This is a genomic window from Rubinisphaera italica (assembly GCF_007859715.1).
GTDB lineage: Bacteria > Planctomycetota > Planctomycetia > Planctomycetales > Planctomycetaceae > Rubinisphaera > Rubinisphaera italica.
This window is the reverse complement of sequence record NZ_SJPG01000001.1, coordinates 1,986,351-2,003,400: the sequence shown is the minus strand read 5'-3', so window position 1 is coordinate 2,003,400 and position 17,050 is coordinate 1,986,351. Positions and strand designations below refer to the sequence as shown.

At 47.0% G+C, this 17,050-nt stretch carries 20 protein-coding genes and 1 pseudogene; 10 read left to right on the top strand and 11 right to left on the bottom strand.

All coding sequences use genetic code 11. From position 1 onward, the window contains the following. The first annotated feature begins 19 nt into the window (after nt 1-19). A complete protein-coding gene (locus tag Pan54_RS07485) occupies nt 20-316 on the top strand; it encodes a hypothetical protein (RefSeq protein ID WP_146502895.1) in 297 nt (98 codons plus the stop codon). A gap of 53 nt (nt 317-369) precedes the next feature. On the opposite strand, the gene Pan54_RS07480 is transcribed toward Pan54_RS07485, so the two are convergent. The 4 genes and pseudogenes from Pan54_RS07480 to Pan54_RS26755 form a co-directional block, all read right to left on the bottom strand. Further along, on the bottom strand, nt 370-1,215 hold the full coding sequence (locus Pan54_RS07480; RefSeq protein WP_146502894.1) for a RecB family exonuclease: 846 nt from the start codon (nt 1,213-1,215) through the stop codon (nt 370-372). Continuing rightward, nucleotides 1,212-1,433, bottom strand: coding sequence for a hypothetical protein (locus Pan54_RS07475; protein ID WP_146502893.1), 222 nt, complete (start codon nt 1,431-1,433; stop codon nt 1,212-1,214). The genes Pan54_RS07480 and Pan54_RS07475 overlap by 4 nt, the downstream gene beginning before the upstream one ends. Nucleotides 1,434-1,444: 11 nt before the next feature. Next, nucleotides 1,445-1,777 (bottom strand): hypothetical protein, encoded by a 333-nt coding sequence (locus Pan54_RS26295; protein ID WP_242631248.1) that lies wholly within the window; start codon nt 1,775-1,777, stop codon nt 1,445-1,447. A gap of 11 nt (nt 1,778-1,788) precedes the next feature. Then, nucleotides 1,789-1,917, bottom strand: a pseudogene (locus tag Pan54_RS26755) (AAA family ATPase); the annotation flags it as partial. Nucleotides 1,918-1,944: 27 nt separating this feature from the next. On the opposite strand from Pan54_RS26755, the gene Pan54_RS25775 reads away from it, so the two are divergent. Further along, the gene (locus Pan54_RS25775; protein WP_165441646.1) at nt 1,945-2,424 is read left to right on the top strand and encodes a hypothetical protein; all 480 of its coding nucleotides are present in this window, start codon (nt 1,945-1,947) and stop codon (nt 2,422-2,424) included. Between the two features lie 186 nt (nt 2,425-2,610). Then, nucleotides 2,611-2,877 (top strand): hypothetical protein, encoded by a 267-nt coding sequence (locus Pan54_RS07465; protein WP_146502891.1) that lies wholly within the window; start codon nt 2,611-2,613, stop codon nt 2,875-2,877. A gap of 71 nt (nt 2,878-2,948) precedes the next feature. Here the strand turns inward: Pan54_RS07465 and Pan54_RS07460 are convergent, their stop codons facing one another. From Pan54_RS07460 to Pan54_RS26540, 3 genes are all read right to left on the bottom strand, one after another. Continuing rightward, complete coding sequence (locus tag Pan54_RS07460) at nt 2,949-3,764, bottom strand: hypothetical protein (protein ID WP_146502890.1); 816 nt, start codon at nt 3,762-3,764, stop codon at nt 2,949-2,951. Beyond that, nucleotides 3,761-4,543, bottom strand: a complete 783-nt coding sequence (locus tag Pan54_RS07455) for a hypothetical protein (RefSeq protein WP_146502889.1) — start codon at nt 4,541-4,543, stop codon at nt 3,761-3,763. Before Pan54_RS07455 ends, Pan54_RS07460 begins: the two co-directional genes overlap by 4 nt. A 734-nt stretch (nt 4,544-5,277) precedes the next feature. Next, entirely contained in the window at nt 5,278-5,517 is a 240-nt protein-coding gene (locus Pan54_RS26540) for a hypothetical protein (protein ID WP_261343197.1), read from the bottom strand. 104 nt (nt 5,518-5,621) lie between these two features. On the opposite strand from Pan54_RS26540, the gene Pan54_RS07445 reads away from it, so the two are divergent. The 5 genes from Pan54_RS07445 (at nt 5,622) to Pan54_RS07425 (ending at nt 10,248) form a co-directional block, all read left to right on the top strand. Then, nucleotides 5,622-6,182, top strand: coding sequence for an ECF-type sigma factor (locus tag Pan54_RS07445; RefSeq protein WP_261343171.1), 561 nt, complete (start codon nt 5,622-5,624; stop codon nt 6,180-6,182). 206 nt (nt 6,183-6,388) lie between these two features. Next, nucleotides 6,389-7,324, top strand: coding sequence for a DUF1559 domain-containing protein (locus Pan54_RS07440; protein WP_146502886.1), 936 nt, complete (start codon nt 6,389-6,391; stop codon nt 7,322-7,324). A 100-nt stretch (nt 7,325-7,424) separates the two neighbouring features. Further along, nucleotides 7,425-8,252, top strand: coding sequence for a DUF1559 domain-containing protein (locus tag Pan54_RS07435; protein ID WP_165441645.1), 828 nt, complete (start codon nt 7,425-7,427; stop codon nt 8,250-8,252). Nucleotides 8,253-8,316: 64 nt separating this feature from the next. After that, nucleotides 8,317-9,684: a serine/threonine protein kinase gene (locus tag Pan54_RS07430; RefSeq protein ID WP_146502884.1), complete on the top strand. Its 1,368-nt coding sequence runs from the start codon at nt 8,317-8,319 to the stop codon at nt 9,682-9,684. 54 nt (nt 9,685-9,738) lie between these two features. Next, a complete protein-coding gene (locus Pan54_RS07425; protein ID WP_146502883.1) occupies nt 9,739-10,248 on the top strand; it encodes a hypothetical protein in 510 nt (169 codons plus the stop codon). Here Pan54_RS07425 and Pan54_RS07420 read toward each other — a convergent pair. Beyond that, a complete protein-coding gene (locus tag Pan54_RS07420) occupies nt 10,201-11,187 on the bottom strand; it encodes an IS30 family transposase (RefSeq protein ID WP_165441826.1) in 987 nt (328 codons plus the stop codon). The genes Pan54_RS07425 and Pan54_RS07420 overlap by 48 nt on opposite strands. A gap of 198 nt (nt 11,188-11,385) precedes the next feature. Here Pan54_RS07420 and Pan54_RS07415 point away from each other — a divergent pair, with 198 nt between their 5' ends. Further along, nucleotides 11,386-13,911 (top strand): hypothetical protein, encoded by a 2,526-nt coding sequence (locus Pan54_RS07415; RefSeq protein ID WP_146502882.1) that lies wholly within the window; start codon nt 11,386-11,388, stop codon nt 13,909-13,911. Between the two features lie 201 nt (nt 13,912-14,112). On the opposite strand, the gene Pan54_RS07410 is transcribed toward Pan54_RS07415, so the two are convergent. After that, on the bottom strand, nt 14,113-15,177 hold the full coding sequence (locus Pan54_RS07410; protein ID WP_146502881.1) for an integrase core domain-containing protein: 1,065 nt from the start codon (nt 15,175-15,177) through the stop codon (nt 14,113-14,115). Nucleotides 15,178-15,275: 98 nt separating this feature from the next. Here Pan54_RS07410 and Pan54_RS26055 point away from each other — a divergent pair, with 98 nt between their 5' ends. Further along, on the top strand, nt 15,276-15,419 hold the full coding sequence (locus tag Pan54_RS26055) for a hypothetical protein (protein WP_207310074.1): 144 nt from the start codon (nt 15,276-15,278) through the stop codon (nt 15,417-15,419). A gap of 114 nt (nt 15,420-15,533) precedes the next feature. Here Pan54_RS26055 and Pan54_RS07405 read toward each other — a convergent pair whose 3' ends face one another. Together Pan54_RS07405 and Pan54_RS25770 are read right to left on the bottom strand one after the other, a co-directional pair. Continuing rightward, nucleotides 15,534-16,076 carry a hypothetical protein gene (locus tag Pan54_RS07405; protein ID WP_146502880.1) on the bottom strand — a complete coding sequence of 181 codons (543 nt, stop codon included), beginning with the start codon at nt 16,074-16,076 and terminating at the stop codon, nt 15,534-15,536. After that, entirely contained in the window at nt 16,012-17,040 is a 1,029-nt protein-coding gene (locus tag Pan54_RS25770; protein WP_165441644.1) for a hypothetical protein, read from the bottom strand. Before Pan54_RS25770 ends, Pan54_RS07405 begins: the two co-directional genes overlap by 65 nt. Between the last annotated feature and the right edge of the window lie 10 nt (nt 17,041-17,050).

Genomic DNA, 17,050 nt, shown 5'->3' with positions numbered 1-17,050 from the left:
TTCTATCCGGAGTGTTTTCGTGAGTTATCCAGCAGCAATGAAGCGTTTTAATGATTTGAGTTCTGAAAGAAAGGATTTACTGCAAGCCATTGAGAAGGCTATCGATAAACATGTGGAGAATTTAACTGTAGTGAGAAGCGATCAAGCAGGTTCAAAAATTCTTCCCGAGCATCAAGAGTTTTCAAAATACTGTGAGGGATTGTCTGCACAGGTATTTGGGATCATCATGAGAGAACATCTACGAGAGGATTGGATTAAGAATTCAGTAGTGGAAAAAGGCAATCGGGTAAACTATTACAACAGACGCGACGACTAACTTTCACATTTGCCTGCAATCAGTCGAAGTATATTTTACGACGAATTACGTCATCATGCTCCAGCTCCGTTCAATTCGTGAATTTCAATATTCTGGTGAGCTGTTGTTCCAGCAGGCTTCCATTCCCGACACTGTTGCCTGTATCCACAGGTTGAGCAATTCAGCGGACTCTCAATTGGATAAAAGATTTGATTATTAACCGCTTTCTCTACGTTTTGAATTAAATCACCTAGTCGTCCGAGGTCATACTCCGTTCGGGCAGTTTTCAATCGTTGAAGCTTGGGGGTTTTGGTTTTGACGAGAACGGCGTATTCGACGGATGGCATTTCACCAATGGTCTCAATGACCGCATTCACATAACATGTGGCTTGCATTGAGGTCTCGACTTCGAACTCCCCGTAAGATCGTCCCGAAGTTTTGAACTCCGTCACCTTCAGAATATCTGCTTCTTTCGTGATCAGGTCCGTGAATGCGAGCAGTGGAGTTTCCAGGTACTCTCCTTCGCTGTTGTGTAGGGGGATCAGAAATCGTTGTTCGATCGCTACGATTTCCTGTGGTGGCTGCTCGGCCATGTAGAGTTTCACTAACTCCATTCCAAGTTCGAGTAAATCGTCTCGCGATTCTTTCGCTTTGTATTCAACTATTTGTTCTTTCTCTTTCAATAGCCAGGTTTCCAGATACTCCTGTTGAATCTGCTGCTCCACGGGCTCCTTGTTTTCTTTCAAGTAGCCATGGTAAACAGCCAGTGCATGATGCACGGAAGAGCCAAGAACCAAGCCGCTTCCGACTGATGGCTGAGGGAGTTTGAGGATTCGTTGAAAATAGTATTGGAGAGGACAGCGGAGATATTGATTGATCGCACTGTAGCTCCAGTGTTTTCGAGACTCATTTTTTATCATTCGATCTCCTGATTCTGGAATGCTTCGAAAACTTGACCACAGATGAACTCACAGATGAGTCGATCCCAGTCGTCGGACAGAACGCGAGTGAGCGGCTGGGGTGGAAAGCCACCACGTTTGAGCCAATCCATAAGTACTTCGGCAGCAACCGCAGCGGCTTCAAGATCACCGGCTGCGAAAGCATCGAGCATCTCTCCCCAGGTTTGTTGCGGGTCCATTGAGAAACCTCCTACCGACGACGTGAGGTAGAAGCGTTGTTATCGGCGGTCAGTTCATCTAAAACGATGCCCGCTTCGGCTTTGGACAGGTCATAAAGATCGACATCCCGTCCCACGATTTCCGCCACTCGCTGGCGGAGTTGTGGTGTGGTCAATCCCTGCCGTTTGGCAAGATTTGTCAGAAATGAGATCTGTTTGTTGCTCGCCGGGGTGAAACCACTGTCATCTCCGCTACGACGATGGCCGTTCCCGTTTTGTGGAGCGGCGGGACGACGTTCATACCCGTTGCTGCGACCATTCCCGGCTGTCCCAGCAGGCAGACATTGGAAGAATTGCGGACCCACTCACAACGGGACAGTTCCACAATTTTCTGTTTGCTGATCGAGCGGATTGCCGAGAAGTCGTAGTTGTCCAGATCCTTCTCGACCGGAAACTGGGCCTGTTTGATGCGATTGTTCAGAGCATTCGAGGAGCGGGCTGCCACTTCCAGTTCGGTCAGTTGGAGCAGATATTGCTCGAAACTCTGGTTGGCATCCGCATGCACCGGACCGGGAAGTCGAAAGACTACCTGGACCAGGATGTCGACCGGCAAACGGAATCGACCCGAGCCAAACACTACCCCGATTTGGCGGCTGGTTACATGAAGTTCATGGGTCGAAAGACGCTGAACTGGTTCGAACCTCCGACTGGCGTGTGGACCTGCGAAGACCTTCGGATCAACATCCGACCCGAGATTGCTCTGGTCATTGATGGAACGCCAACCGCGATCAAGCTCTGGCTCAACAACGATGATTCCCTCAACAAACGGCGAGCAGAAATCATCACACATATGATGTCAACAGCCCTGCCGTCAACTCAAGACGACCTGACCACCGCAGTCTTGGATGTCCGGAAGGGAAAGCTTCACCGAGAAGGCAAATCTGATAAAGAACAAACTGCCTTATTGCGATCCCAAGCTCTCTGCTTTGTGTCGCTTTACCGAGACCTTTAGAAAGGGATTGCAAATGGCGAATAAGAAATTAACTGCTGACGATCTCGAAACAGTCGGGCCTGTCAAAGAAGTTACCAGGTACATCAAGGAATCAGTCCGGTCCATGCTCTGGGGGAAGTGCCGGACAATCCGGAAAAGTCGCCTACAACTGGAAGATCATCCTCGCACCGAAGAGGCTCGTGGAATATGTGGTTGGCCGAACATCCGGTCTCTCGTGTTCAGCGTGTGTTGGAGCAGCAAGCAGGTCCCGAACCATGGGATGCCGAACGCATTATTCAGCGAGTCCAGCAATCCCGTAGTTGTGAATCCACCTCTTTGGAAGCTGTCCGTCACGATGATTTGCAGCGTCCCGAGGTGCTGTCGATTCAGGTTCCCACACCGGACCTGAATCATTTTGATCACCTTTCTTCGTTACCTTCACAACGAATGATGTGTTTGTTGAGAATATCGTGACCTCAAAAATGAAAACCTCGCCCCCAACAGGCTGGGAACGAGGTTCAGTAGCTCTAACTCAGCAAAGAGAATTAGTCCAATGCGTCCAAATTGAATTTACGGACATCTTGGAGGGTTAAGGTGCGGTTACGATTTGATGCTGCCAATGCCAACATCTTGATGACGTGCCCCACAATCTTATTGGTTCGTTTCATCATTAAAGGAATAGTTTCATCAGGTTCTTCAATCTTCAAATTCCATTCCAAGCAACGCTCTTCGATCCATAACCTCAAATCATCAGTATGAGGAACTGAAGTGCCAACTTTGAGAGCAAATCGATTTAGGATGTCCTGTGATAAGTGAACTGTCCAACCCTTCTTTTTCGCTTCGCGTTCTCGTTTCAATTTGATAGCCGTCGCAAACCAAGTTGCATCACTCTCGTCAATCGTTTTCAGAAGAGTTCCCTCGAGCCCTCGTCTTCGGAGTGCAGCGACTTCGTCTAAATAAACAATCGTTTTCTCGGTATAGAGTCGGCTGTTCTTCTTCAGATCTTCAAGTTCTGCCTTAGTGATATTTTCACAATCCACGGCAAAATATTCATATTCAGAACCTGAAAGTGCTCGGAATCCTCCCCAATGAGAATTTTTAGGATCAACTGATTCATTGCAAGCATAACATTGGCCACAGGGATCAAGATTTGGTGATCTCTGAGTACAGAGAAGTGAGCGAATTCCCAAGTGTAATGTTCTGGTCTTTCCTGTACGGCCGATTCCGGTGGCCATCATATTGCAGGTCCCATTCAATATGAAATCCATCAGCTTGAGCACCAGCACAGTGTTACCTATCACTTCAGACCATTTGCCTGGAAACCAATTTTCAATTTCACGCGGTGTAGGTTCTGAACTCATATCGCACCTCCTTTCTCATTTGAAGGTGAACCATTTCCAGAACGGGGAGCATCAGAGCGAATTTCACCGTCAGTTGCGTCAGCCAGCGGTAAAGCTGTTCCCTCACAGTGAGTTGCATCTGACGATGAGCCTGACGATGACGGTTTTGAATCGTCAGGAGCTTCTAATTGGAATGATTCCAATCGTCGGACGGAACAGTGGCTACCAGCTTCTTTGTGCTCGATCGTGACAGCAATGCCATATCCTTTCAGTGTGGGGATTAAACGCCCGAGTTTACGGCTGAAGATATTGAGGAAGACAGGTATCTCCTCATGAAAACTGACCTTCCCCTCCTTCTGAAATTCACTCAATTTTATCAGCAGATCTTTTGTGCGATTTTCAAAACGATCTTGCTGATTCATCAAGTACACCATCGCCTGTACAATCACATCTTCATCACTCTCTGGCAATTCATATTCAGCGAGTCTTTGGCCTCCTTTCCGACAATCTTCTCTGATGAGTGCCATAAGTAAGGACAAATCTGCAGAACGGATGCCTAGCCCATTACTGAGTTCGAAATAATAGGATTGCACGAGGTCTTGAATTCTCTGAGAATCAGCTGGCCATTCCTGCTGGTATGCATCACCAGGAATTTTGATCGTCGGCTCGTTCTTTGAGTTAACATAACATTCCCAACCTTCCTCCTCCATTTTTTTGACCGTCTCTCCAATCAACTCTTTGGCAGTCTTCTGCGGAGGATTGTTTTTAGAATCCTTCATCTTGATTTTCGTGGTTGACATATGAGCCATCCTTTCAAAAAAGTACCCTGGCTCATCTACTTCAGTCCCGACAGAAATGTCGGTCACAAACTGCTGCAGAATCTTGCCAGCCACTCTTCAGGGCAACTGCTCATTTCAAATATGCAACTCAATCACGCACATGTCGCATCCATATACTGCTTCATGGGTTATGGCTATTTTGGGAATAATTTTGTCAGTCATATTTCTGGATTAAAATGCGTATGCATTTTGGGGAGACATTAAATTTCCTGCCATTGATCTTTTCGATTCAAGATGTCAAAGAGTAGTTATCATGATGTAGGAAATTACCAAGTTGTTTGAAAGAACAATTCCTCAGCAGCCTTGCCTCTGACTAATTTCAATTGCTGAAAACCGCCTACCTTTTGTTAAATGAAAACACGAATGGTCTTTTGCGGTAATACATTTCTAAAGGCAGCGATTTCCGTAAATTGACTAACTCTGAGATCGCTCAAGCGGTGAACGATCTCATACCCGGGCCTCGCAAGAAGTACAAATACAAATCACCCCTCGAGTTATTTATACCAAAAATTCGTGTATTTCTTTTCTCGGTCATTTGTTTGTTGAAGGAATGAATTATCTGCTGACAAACCCAAGTTGAGTCGGGATGCTCGGTCGGCTCGGTCACGATCGCTTCTCTGGTTTTAAGGTTGAGAAATACCATCCGTGAGATAACTCAGTAAATCGTGAGTGGGCGAGTTTTATGTCCTAGCTGATCAAGCCACCTTCCGCTCAAACGACTTGATCAATCCGCCGACGTATTTCCTCACTTCAATTTGATCGATTGAAATCGTCGTCACTTCACCAGGCTCCTCTCGAATCGGTGGCAGGTGGTCCCGTTCCATGTGGCTTCTTTTTGTGTTGTAATAACTCGTAAACTCGACTGTGAGATAATCGAGATGCTTTTTCCCGAACACAATGAATTTGTTGAGACACTCCAGCTTGATTGTCTCAATAAACCTCTCGCTACTCCATTCAAATTCGCAGAAGCTTTCGGTATATATTTAGTGTTTTGTGAGATTGTCCGCTTTTAACACATTGCTAAGGTTAAACTGTTCAAGTGCCCAACGATGTAACAATAGTGCTTCAAAATATGGAAGCGGGGACGGCCTCGTTCGAGGACGATTTAATCCCATTAATCTATTCTGAACTGAGAAGAATCGCTCAGTCGCGACTTTCTCGCGAAGCCATAGGGCACACACTTCAGGCAACGGCACTGGTTAACGAATACTTTCTGAATGTTTCCAATGCTGATCCAGAACTGTTGAGCTGGGAGAATCGTCGTCATTTTTACTCGGCAGCCGCTCGGGCGATGCAGAATATTCTCGTAGACCATGCTCGTCGTAAAAAAAGTGATAAGAGGGGTGGAGACAATCTGAAACTGAGCTTGGAAAATCACGAGCAGGTTGTCGCTGATAAGTCGATTGATTTGATTGCTCTTGATGAAGCGTTGCAAAAACTGGAAACCGAGAATCATCGGGTCGCTGAAACTGTTCGCTTAAAATATTTCGCCAATATGACCATCGCTGAAATTGCTAACCACTTAACGATTTCAGCCGTAACCGTTGAAAGAGACTGGGCTTACGCCAAGGCTTGGCTGCTGCTTGAACTCCAGGATTGAAATTTTCCGGGAATTTCCCGGAAATCTATGAGGGAGTTTTCTACGATTTCTCGCTACTGCGTGTGAGTACGAGCTGATTTGGTAATCAATTGATGAATTCTGTCAAAAATTCATCCTAGTAATTTGATCCTGATCGACTTGTCCACTACCTTCAAGGTGAAACTGCGTACATATAAGTGTAAGTGCATTCGTAGCGAGAAGCGAATATGAAATTTACTATTAAAAACTCTCGGAGATCCGGGTTCACATTGGTTGAACTTCTGGTGACTTTATCCGTCATCGCGATTCTCGTTTCTGTACTACTACCGGCTACCCAGGATGTTCGCGAAGTGGCTCGGTTGTCGGTTTGTGAGAACCATCTCCGTTCGCTCGGGATCGCATTGCACAATTATCAGGAATCCCACTCGGTTCTTCCCGCAGCTGCGATCAGTTGGAACCGCACAGTTGACGCAAGGGATCCCTATCAGGATCGACGACAATGGTCTTGGGCGGCTGCCATTCTTCCCCAACTCGGTCAAACACATCTCTATGAGCAGATCGATTTCACTCCTGATTTGCGGACACCATCGAATCGATCGGCTCTCAGGCAAAGAGTAACGGGATTTTATTGCCCAGCGATGCCAACTCTCGGCTACGTTAATATGACTGATCGAATTTCAGGAGATACCGATGCAGCCATCATCGACTACGCGGCTGTTTCCAGTCATTTGCCGACGGTATTAGGGCCAGGTTTCTTCCGGGTAGATCAAAGCGGAACTGGGACTCTGGCTGTGAATCAATGGCGATCTTATCGAGACATCTCCGACGGGCTCTCACAAACACTACTGTTATCTGAAACACGTTTCGATCAATTCCATGCCGCGATCGGTGGACGCGGGGCCTGTCTGGTCAGTTCGGATTGTTCTTTTGGCTTTGCCTGGGGGCAGATGGCTTCCGTCACCACGGGCGATGGGATTAATCGTCAGGAGTATCAATCCGACGGCACCCCCAGTTGGCGATACCAAATTCTGACATCCCACTCCGGTGGAGCTCAATTCGCATTTGTCGATGGACACGTTTCCTTTATCAGCGAACAAATCGAACCGGAAATCCTCAAAGCCCTGACGACACCTGCAGGCGGCGAGTTCGTCTCTGAATTCTAAATCGAGATTACACTTCTGAAAGTCAACTATTATGAGTGCGGGCCAACAAATACAAAGAACGAGTGCGAACGTCAGAGCATTTACAGTGATCGAGTTGCTCGTGTCGATCGCCATCATTGCGGTGCTGGTTTCGTTGCTGTTGCCAGCGGTGCAGCAAGCACGCGAAGCTGCTCGGAAGATGAGTTGCAAGAATAATTTGAAGCAGCTTAGCCTGGGGATTATTCAATATGCTGACATTTACTCCTGCTATCCTCCGGCTTATGACCGCTACGATGACGACACCATGAATATTCATAAAGAATTGTGGAGTTGGACACCGCGAATTCTACCTTTTATTGAGCAGGCAGATTTATACGATCAAATGAGGCTTGATGAAAGCATTGGATTTCCCTCTAACATTAAGCCTGCCCGTACGATCCTACCCATAGTCCAGTGCCCATCTGCCCCTGCAAATCGTTTGTGCTCTGTGACATCCAGTATTCCTGGCTGTGAAGATATGGCTGAGACGAACTACGTCTGTGTGACTTCGACATTAGAACGTGTTCCTGGTCGGGTCGGTTTCCGTAATGGGAGCGGATTACTTATTTATGATGATTGGCTCCCGACTAAATCGGCGACCGATGGATTGAGCTCGACCATTCTGCTGACCGAATCTGACAAAACAATTCCTAATCATCTTGGAAGTGTATGCCAAGGAGTCGAATATCAGGGATATATCTGGGGGTACTTTGCGAGTGCAACAGCATATTATGGAATTAATAATCCCCAGAAAACCGTGTATGGAGATCATATCTTTAGTTACCACCCCGGCGGTGCCAACTTTTCATTCGCAGATGGCCACGTCAAATTTATCAGCGAGAACATTGATCAAACATTGCTCGAAGCCTTAACAACCCGAGCCGGTGGCGAAGTGATTGGGGAATACTAAGCCTTATCATGATCAAGCATGGGACGAATCTGCAAAGACAACGAACAATCCAGAAGAATGTCATATGAGCGAACAATCGATTTTCTATCAGGCTTCTCAATTAACCGGCGAAGAACGGGAAGCCTTTCTGCAAGAAAAGTGTGGTGATGATTTAACCGCTCGGCAGCGACTTGATAAACTACTGCACGCAGTCGATCACGCTATCGATTTTCTGGAAGAACCGGCGGTCGCTCAGATTGATATTGCTGAGATATTAGAGTCTGAAGAGAAAGCCGCGGCGATGTCTGAACAAAGTGAGAATGAACCTTCCAGTCAGAATTTCAAATTTTTGAAGCCGAGCGAAGATCCTGAAGTGATGGGATTAATCGACCGATTTGAAATTCGTTCGGTTGTCGGTCAGGGAGGCATGGGAATTGTCTTTAAGGCTCGCGATCCTGAACTGGATCGAATCGTAGCCATCAAGGTTCTGCATGAGGATAAAATCCCTCCATTTGCCCTAGCTGCCTCTCGTAAACGCTTCATTCGCGAAGCCAGGTCAATGGCCACTTTTCATTCCGATTATGTAATTCGTGTCCACGAAGTCCAGAAAGATCATCAACCGCCCTTCTTTGCTATGGAATACATCCATGGGAAATCGTTGCAGCAGAAAATCGACAAAGAAGGCCCGCTCGAAGTTGAAGATATGCTGCGAATCGGGATCGAAATCGCTTCAGGGTTAGTTGCCGCTCACGAGTCACCTAACAAACTTGTGCACCGCGATATCAAGCCAGCCAACATCCTGCTGGAAAACGGTATCGAACGGGTCAAAATTGTCGACTTCGGCTTAGCAAAAGATTCTCTTGATAACTCGAATGACATCACAAGCTCAAACGGAGAAATTCTGGGAACAGTCCCCTTCATGTCTCCGGAACAGGCTCAGTCCCGCATCGTCGATACTCGAACAGATTTATTCAGCCTGGGGGCGACTCTCTACTGCATGGCAACCGGCTATCCACCGTTCCGGGGAAACAACCTGACCAAACTGCTTCATAAAGTTGTCTCAGAAGACCCGATTGCGTTGAATAATGTGCATCCAGAATTACCACCGGGATTCTGTGAAATCGTCTCGCGATTGATGCAGAAAAGACCAGACAAACGCATTCAATCGGCCAGCGAGATTGTTTCTATGCTCAAAGCAGAATTGACTCGACTCCAGGAACCGCAGGCAACTCCAGGTACTTCGTTTGACAAAACAATCATTGGCGAATTCCCGGATTCTGAAGATGCCGTAAAAAATATGAGTTCTCGACCCTGGTATCATATAAGTAGAGGATATCTCAAAATCGCCAGTGTGATTTTACTGATCGGAATCTGCTCAATTGGAGCCATCTACTACTTCAATACATTGCCAGATAACGAACGGATTGATCCTGATGAATTCTTTGTGAAGTAGGGCTGGTTCAGTTTTCTATGTCACAATAGCTTAATAACTAAGAAAATTCGTTTCATGAATAAAGCAATACTGATGATACTTGTGCCTCTGTTAATGTCCTCATGCAGTAACAGATCTACATCCGAAGTAAATAATCCGGAAGCTGGCAAGCCAAATACGGTGGAAAAACCAATGCCGGCGGATCGAAAAAACAAGCCCGTTGAAAAACAATTCTCAAAAACAGAGCTTTATGAGTTTGCTCGGTTCGCATCACAGAGCTTCGCCAACAGCGTTGGGGTTAAGTCATCTGAACTAAATGACGCGAATTTACAGCGATATACAACCCAAGCGGAATCTGCCCTCTCACGCCAAGTAATTCCTTTGTTGCAGAATTGTGTTGAATTATCTGATCAATTCAATGAAAAGGCCACTTCAGCAGGACTCACCGAGTTTTTGAAGGGAGTAAATGCCGGGGGAGCGATCGTGTCATTTACCCAAATGTTATTTAATGATGATGCCAATTGGAATGAGGTGGATTCAATTTTGAAATGCACGGGTTTTGGGTTCGAACAGTTCGTGTGGTGATTTGAATTGGTACTTTTTGCGAGGCCGGTTGTTCAACTCCATCACAGCCGCTTGAATATCCTCGGCTTTCAGTTTACGGAAATCGCTCCCCTTCAGGAAGTATTGCCGCAGAAGCCCGTTGGTGTTCTCATTCTGGCCGCGTTGCCACGGCTGGCGAGCCGGAGCAAAATAGATCGCACAATGCAGGGCTTGCTCCAACTCTCGATGACCCGAAAACTCACTCCCGTTGTCCGTCGTCAAAGTTCGAATCAATGACGATGGCAACCCCTCAAACGCAAACACCGAAGCCGCGTTCAACGTCGATGCTTTCTTGTCCGGCAGATAGCTCGCCACAAGATAGCCGGTCTTGCGTTCGACATGCGTGACAATGTAGCCGGTCCCCTTTTGACCCTCGATGGTATCCGATTCCCAGTGCCCGATCCGCGAACGATTGCGTGCAGAAACCGGTCGCTGATCCATTGGCTTTTTGGTCGGGTCGCATCGTCTGGAGATCCCTGTGCCGTAGCGTTTGCGGCGTTTCTTTCTCGATTGACGCAGCTGCCTGTAGATGTTGCCGCCCTGCTTTTTGTTTGCTTTGATCCAGGCGTAAATCGTCTCAATGGATATTCGCATTCTGGCCTCCCGAGGATGCAGTCGCAAGAGTTGACCTGCAATCTGTTCCGGCGACCACTTGAGAGACAACTTATCGAGCAGGAATTCTTTGAGCGGAGCGTGGTTGAGTTTCCAGGGGAGTTTGCAGAGTTGTCGACGCCGTCGCGCTTTGCGGTCGGCTTTCCCGGCGAAATACTTCCCGGTCGCATCCGAATTCCGCCGCAGTTCTCGGGAGATCGTGCTGGGGTCTCGGGATAACTCGCGCGCAATTTCTATTCGAGAGTGTCCCAGGGCGTGCATGTGCGCTATGGAATCACGTTCCTCAGCAGTAAGATGCGTGTGTGACATTCGTGATTTCTTCTTAGTAGGATTGATGGTCGTTTGGTCAAAACAAACCATCTCACGAATGTCACTCTTTTTCCATCAACCCGTGCATTTCAAAATTGAATCCACCTGACAGCAAAAATTTTATCATAAATCTTGAAGGATATTACAGGAAACGACAAGAATTAAATCAGCTTCTTATTAAATCAGCTTCTTTCAGAAATGAAGCAACTTATTCACATACTAGATACTGATGCTCGCCCAAACTGTTGGGAACTGATTACACCGGAGCTTGAGGAGCTATTTGTAGACAGCCAAAATGCTGAACCTTCCTCAATTGTAGTTAAAGTCAATCAGATCAGTGATTCTCACGTGCAAGACTTGTATGGGGGAATCAAAGTTGTCTCTCCCACTAAAAGGCATGCAATTACAGTTCAAAACAAATCTTCACAGCAATTGCACAATGTGTTATTGGAAATCAAACTGGAATCGATAGACAAACATTTTGAAGTTCCTGAGGAACTTGCTCTGGAGAATTGTAGCACACATATAGATTACTTCTTCATTGAGGAATGGAAACAGGGTGAAGTAATCGAATTGTTTATGGAAGGAGCATGGGCTGAAAATGCGAAGCGGCAGACTTACAAGATTTCATATCGAGTTTGGTCTGATCAATTGAAAACGGAAGATTACATAGTCGCTCACCAAAACTATTTGGACTATTTGACATTTATTCAAAGCCGCTCTGAAAATTTGTTTCAAGACGGCGAACTTGAATCAGCCCTATTGAATTCCCGATATTGCGAATTTATCTCTCGCTCAGAACAGGACCATCACATTTTAGCTGTCTCATTTCTAAACAAAGTGAACCAATCCTTAGATGACAGTAATTCACTATTCAAATTTGTAGAGAATTTGAATGAAAGCAACTTGGACTGGAGGCTTGGAAAACATACTGGAGAGATTGGTATACGTGTAACTTCTGCTCCAGAGGCAGGACAGGGATTATTTGGGCCAACTGATGCTACAGGAGAAGCCCGGCTTTACCTGCCAGAAAATCCAACATTTTTTAGCACATTCAAAACGAACGTCAAATTCGATTCGCAAATTGGACGTTACAAAATTCAATTGGCGAAACGTGTTGATGGAATTAGTACTCCGAACCCCTATTCGAAATATGATGCTCATGACTATAACGACACTACTGAATCCCAAACGTTTCTTGTTAAAGACAGGCACAGCTTCGAATTTTATTTTATTGACGGATCACTCTGCGGCCATGGCAGTCAAGGTACCTTGTTTTTGAGCAAGGGGAAGTTGATATCCGATCGATTTCATAATGTACAAGACGATCCCCAACTTCTTACCCCAGCTGTAAACCGCATTAAGCTCAACTTAATGCTGCCAGAAGACTTTATAGCTTCGCAATTGACTATCGATAATTACCCACCTCTTGAGCATTCACTTGGAGAAATCAATCGGTTTTATACGGATAAATTCGACAGAGGGGACCCAGCAACTGGTGATTTGGTCTGGTCACTCGATTTTTCCAATCTTCGTCCTAATATATATAGTATTCTAAATGGGCAGCTGTCAGCATGGGACACGGTCGCGGGGGAGAATAGTCGCGTTGAGGGAGAGTACTATCACTTTATGTCAACTTCGCGAGGCGACAAAATAGTCGCCACTCGAAATCGTGATTACCATACCAGGGTTGACGTCATCGATGCAAAAACTGGCCGTGCAATACACCAGTTCGAAGACATTGGTAAACAATTTGTTTTTGCCAATAATGGAAAGAAAGCGTTTTTAGCAGGGTATTCTCCCCAAGTCCGGTTGCTTGATTTGGAACCTCCTTTCTCGGTGAAGCCAATGGCTGAGCATCGCTCTAATGTGAACCACGTATGCCTTTCACACAATGAAGAGTATGTTGTGTGTCAATATGAGAAGGCGTTATTCTCAATCTGGAAGCGAATAGGAGATGATTTCCAGAATATAGGCGAATATGATTCTGTGTCGTTGGGCACCGCAAAAGGTCATTATGCTTCAGCTGCTCATCCGAATAAGCCACTAATCGCGACCATTGTTTATCATGGAGACGATTCAAAGTTCAGAACAATTGGCCCGTATACAATTGAAATTTGGGACTATCTAAAACGAGAGCTAGTTTACAAAACTCGAATTGAAACTTCGGCTTGGTGCATAATGCTCTCAAATGATTGGAAATGGCTGTTTTTAGGTCTTGGCGGAGGTCAGATAGCGGCAATTGATACTGTGACTGGAATAGAAGATCTTCGATTGACGGGGCACAATACGATCGTAAGTTCCCTCCGCCTCTCTTCTGATCAGCGTTTTCTTCTTAGTGGAACTTACGGTGACTGGGTCATTCTCTGGGGTTTGCCTGAAAGATTTTGGTTAAATCATTCACAATCGAAAAGTGATGCCACAAGACCTGTAGATGCCCCAAGACCTGTAAAAGTAACTCAACCTGATATAATGAGTGAGGTCCCGCAACCTGATAATAAGGAGGGGGAGTTCAAACTGTATAAGGAAATATCGAACATCAAGACCCAGATGAAACTAATTGAAGTCAAGAAAAAGCGTATGGACCGCAAGTTCTATGAAAAACATATTGTAAGCGTTAGCGAATCGTTTGATGCCATTGAAGAGCAAAAGGATATTTCGGCAACGGACAAGGTTGAAGTCGAAAAATTACGGCTCTCATTCCAGTCATTGATCAAAGAATGATGCTCATCCGAAGCAATTATCGTGCTCTGTGATCCAGAGTACGATAACAGAAAATGTTAAATTGAATAAGATTGTCAAACTCACGTTTGAAGGCTTAGTGACCTAATATTGTTATCGAGGGGTGAGTATTGAAGTGAAACAAAGCTCGGCATGTCAAACTGGCTTTTTGAATATTTTAATCGTAAATGTACTACAGTATTCTCAAGCAGCCTTCCGCTCAAACGACTTGATCAAGCCGCCAACGTATTTTTTCACCTCAATCTGGTCGATGGAAATTGTCTCCACTTCACCAGGCTCCTCTCGAATCGGGGGCAGGTGGTCGCGTTCCATGTGGCTTCTTTTTGTGTTGTAATAACTCGTAAACTCATCCGTCAGATAATCGAGATGCTTCTTCCCGAACACAATAAACTTGTTGAGGCACTCCAATTTGATCGTCTCGATAAACCGCTCGCAGCGACCATTCAGATTCGGTGAGGCTTTTGGTAACGGATTTGTTTTCATGCCTGCGGCTTCCACGGTTTCACGAAACTTTTTCGTGTATTTCGTATCTCGATCGTGGATCAGGATCGCAGGACGTTTCTCGCGATCCTTGGTCTGTTCGGTAAACATTTTCGTTTGCCGGCAGACCCAGGCCGAATTTGGCCGATATGTCGATTCGGTCACAATTGCTTCGCGAGTTTGAAGATTCAAAAACACCATGACATACAGGTCTCGCAGCCCGCGTGCGGTCATCGACTTGACTGAGAAAAAGTCGCTGGCCCACAGTGTTTCCCCATGCCGATTCAGGAACTCCGTCCACGAATCAGAAGTCCGATCAGGACCAGGTTGAATCTCTTCTTCCTTGAGGATATTCCGAACTGTTTGACGACTGATATTCTTGATTCCAAGTTTCCGCAGTTCCCCGATGATTCTCGTGTAGCCGAATCCGGTTGTCTTGGCGATCTCGATCACGAGTTCTCGCAGTTCCCGCGGCTTCCGCTGGCCACCCTTGGGATTCTTGGTCTTTGACTTACTCCCCTTCTCCTCCCGCAGCCACCGAAAGAATGTGGTTGGCGTGACAATCGTAATCAACTCCTCGATCGCCCTCCCGATCCCCTTCCCCAGTTTGATCAGCGTTTGGCGTTCGCCGGCAGTCGTATGAATCTGTCCAGGAATCCGAGCCCGCAGAATCTGGTTCTCGGCCTTCAGATATTCCACATATTTGGCCAGCTCCCGGTCGGATGCAGAAGCAATCAATGCGAGCAGTGGGTGGAAAATCTTCGCCATTTCGGTATTGTCCTTAAATCATATTCTGCAGCGTAGAACACATTCGTTGTACAGCACTTTGGGGGCGAGATTTTACGCAGATTGGGACAGAATGTGAAATGATTCGGCGAGTAAAATCAGAGGCTCAAATCAAACAGAAATTTGATGAGATTGAAGAGTATTTCGTCGTCTGGTTGCAAACAATTTGCGATTCAGTCGTTCGAAAAAACGGCGTACAAGACTCCGTCCGACTGGGAGCGTGACTCTTTCGATACGCCATCGGTCCAGTTGGACCGATGTTCGAAGTACCTGGGTACACATTGCAAAACTGTACCCAGTTTGGCCGAATATTGTGCTATTTTCGACTCAGATGACTTTTAAGCATCCCCTGATTTTAAGCATCTGAAGGGTATCTGGAGTCTATCCAAAATACGACAGAGGACTACGGAACCGAAGGGGTTCCAGCGAAGTTCGGCGTAGCGTTTACCCTCCCTGGCCAGGATGAACATCACCGCCCAGTCACACTCCCCAAAACTGGTCTCCATCGTGTCCAGGTCCGTGGGACTTGGTTCCGGCGACTCTCCCGGATGCGTATGAATCCAGATACGAGCGAACTGCTCCGGCTTTAATCCGCGATCGATCTGATGATCGAAGTAATCAGCAATGGCGTCTTCAGCAAAGCTGACGGTGACTGCCGTGCAGATCTGGGGCAGCAGCACCAGCTCTTCGACATAGAGCAGATCCTCTTCCGAGGAAATCCCGAAGCCCCCCACTTCAGTTGGGCCAGCATCCCGCAAATAAATCAATTTCGCCCAGGCTGTCGGACTGAACCGCAGGACTGGTCGATGAAAGCGTTTACGGCGAGGTCGTCGCTGCAGGCGTCGCGGGAGTGGGGATTTGTTGGTCGTGCGTCGTTTCATAGGAGTTGTCCTCATTTTCAGATTCAGAAAGGGTTTCGTGACAGGATTCGCAGCAGCCCTCAGTCAGGCAGTTGCTGCAGAAGTCGTGATTGCATTCGCTGCAGGAGGTCAGGCAATCGCGGCAATGGGGTGTTGAACAGTCTTCGCAGGATTGCATACACGAGCCGCATAACGATTCGCGACATCTCCGACAGTCATCACAGCATTCGTCGCAATACGCATCACCACAGCCATTGCAATGCGTGAGCTCATCGTCGCTGCAACTGGTTCCACAGTCCGGACAGGGCGTGCCATACCACTCCTTGAGCGTGACATAGGCCGAACTGCTGTTGTAAGTGTTGAGGGTGTTGCTGACGATCAGGAAGAAATCGCAGAAACGCCCCTGAGCCAGAGCAGCCGCGATGCCGGACTGAGCTTCTCCCTCGCAGAGAATCCCATCGGAGATGTGCGGGTGTACGAAGTCCGAGTTGGCACTGGAGGGAGACGGATCGAGAGCGTGGACGTCGTAACAAGGTCCTGGCTCTTCAGCGGTCCAGTTGTAGACAATATCGAAACGTCCGAGTGTGATTCCTTCGAGAACAATCTCGTCTGTCACCACACGCAGGATGCCATGACGTAGATCGATACTGACCTCGGAGAATTCGTTCGGCTGAGCAATCAGCTCTTCATAGATCAGGCGAAGATCGAGTTGAGTCGATCGTTTGAGCATGCCCTGCTCCAGTTCCCGCGTCCGTTGTCGCAAATCAAGAGCGAGGTGCTCCATCGCAAAGATCAACCGGGTGTTGATGATCCGCTCAGCCGTTCTCCACTCATGTTCTTGAGCCAGGCGTTGTTGCCGGAGCAATCGCTGGAGCCGATTCCAGTCCGCCAGCGGAAGTTCAGTCTCGTGATCGGGCTGGATTTGCTGGAGGGCTTCCCGGATCGAACAGGCGGCCCGCAGGGCGAGACCCTGGAAGTCGTTCATGATTTTGCTC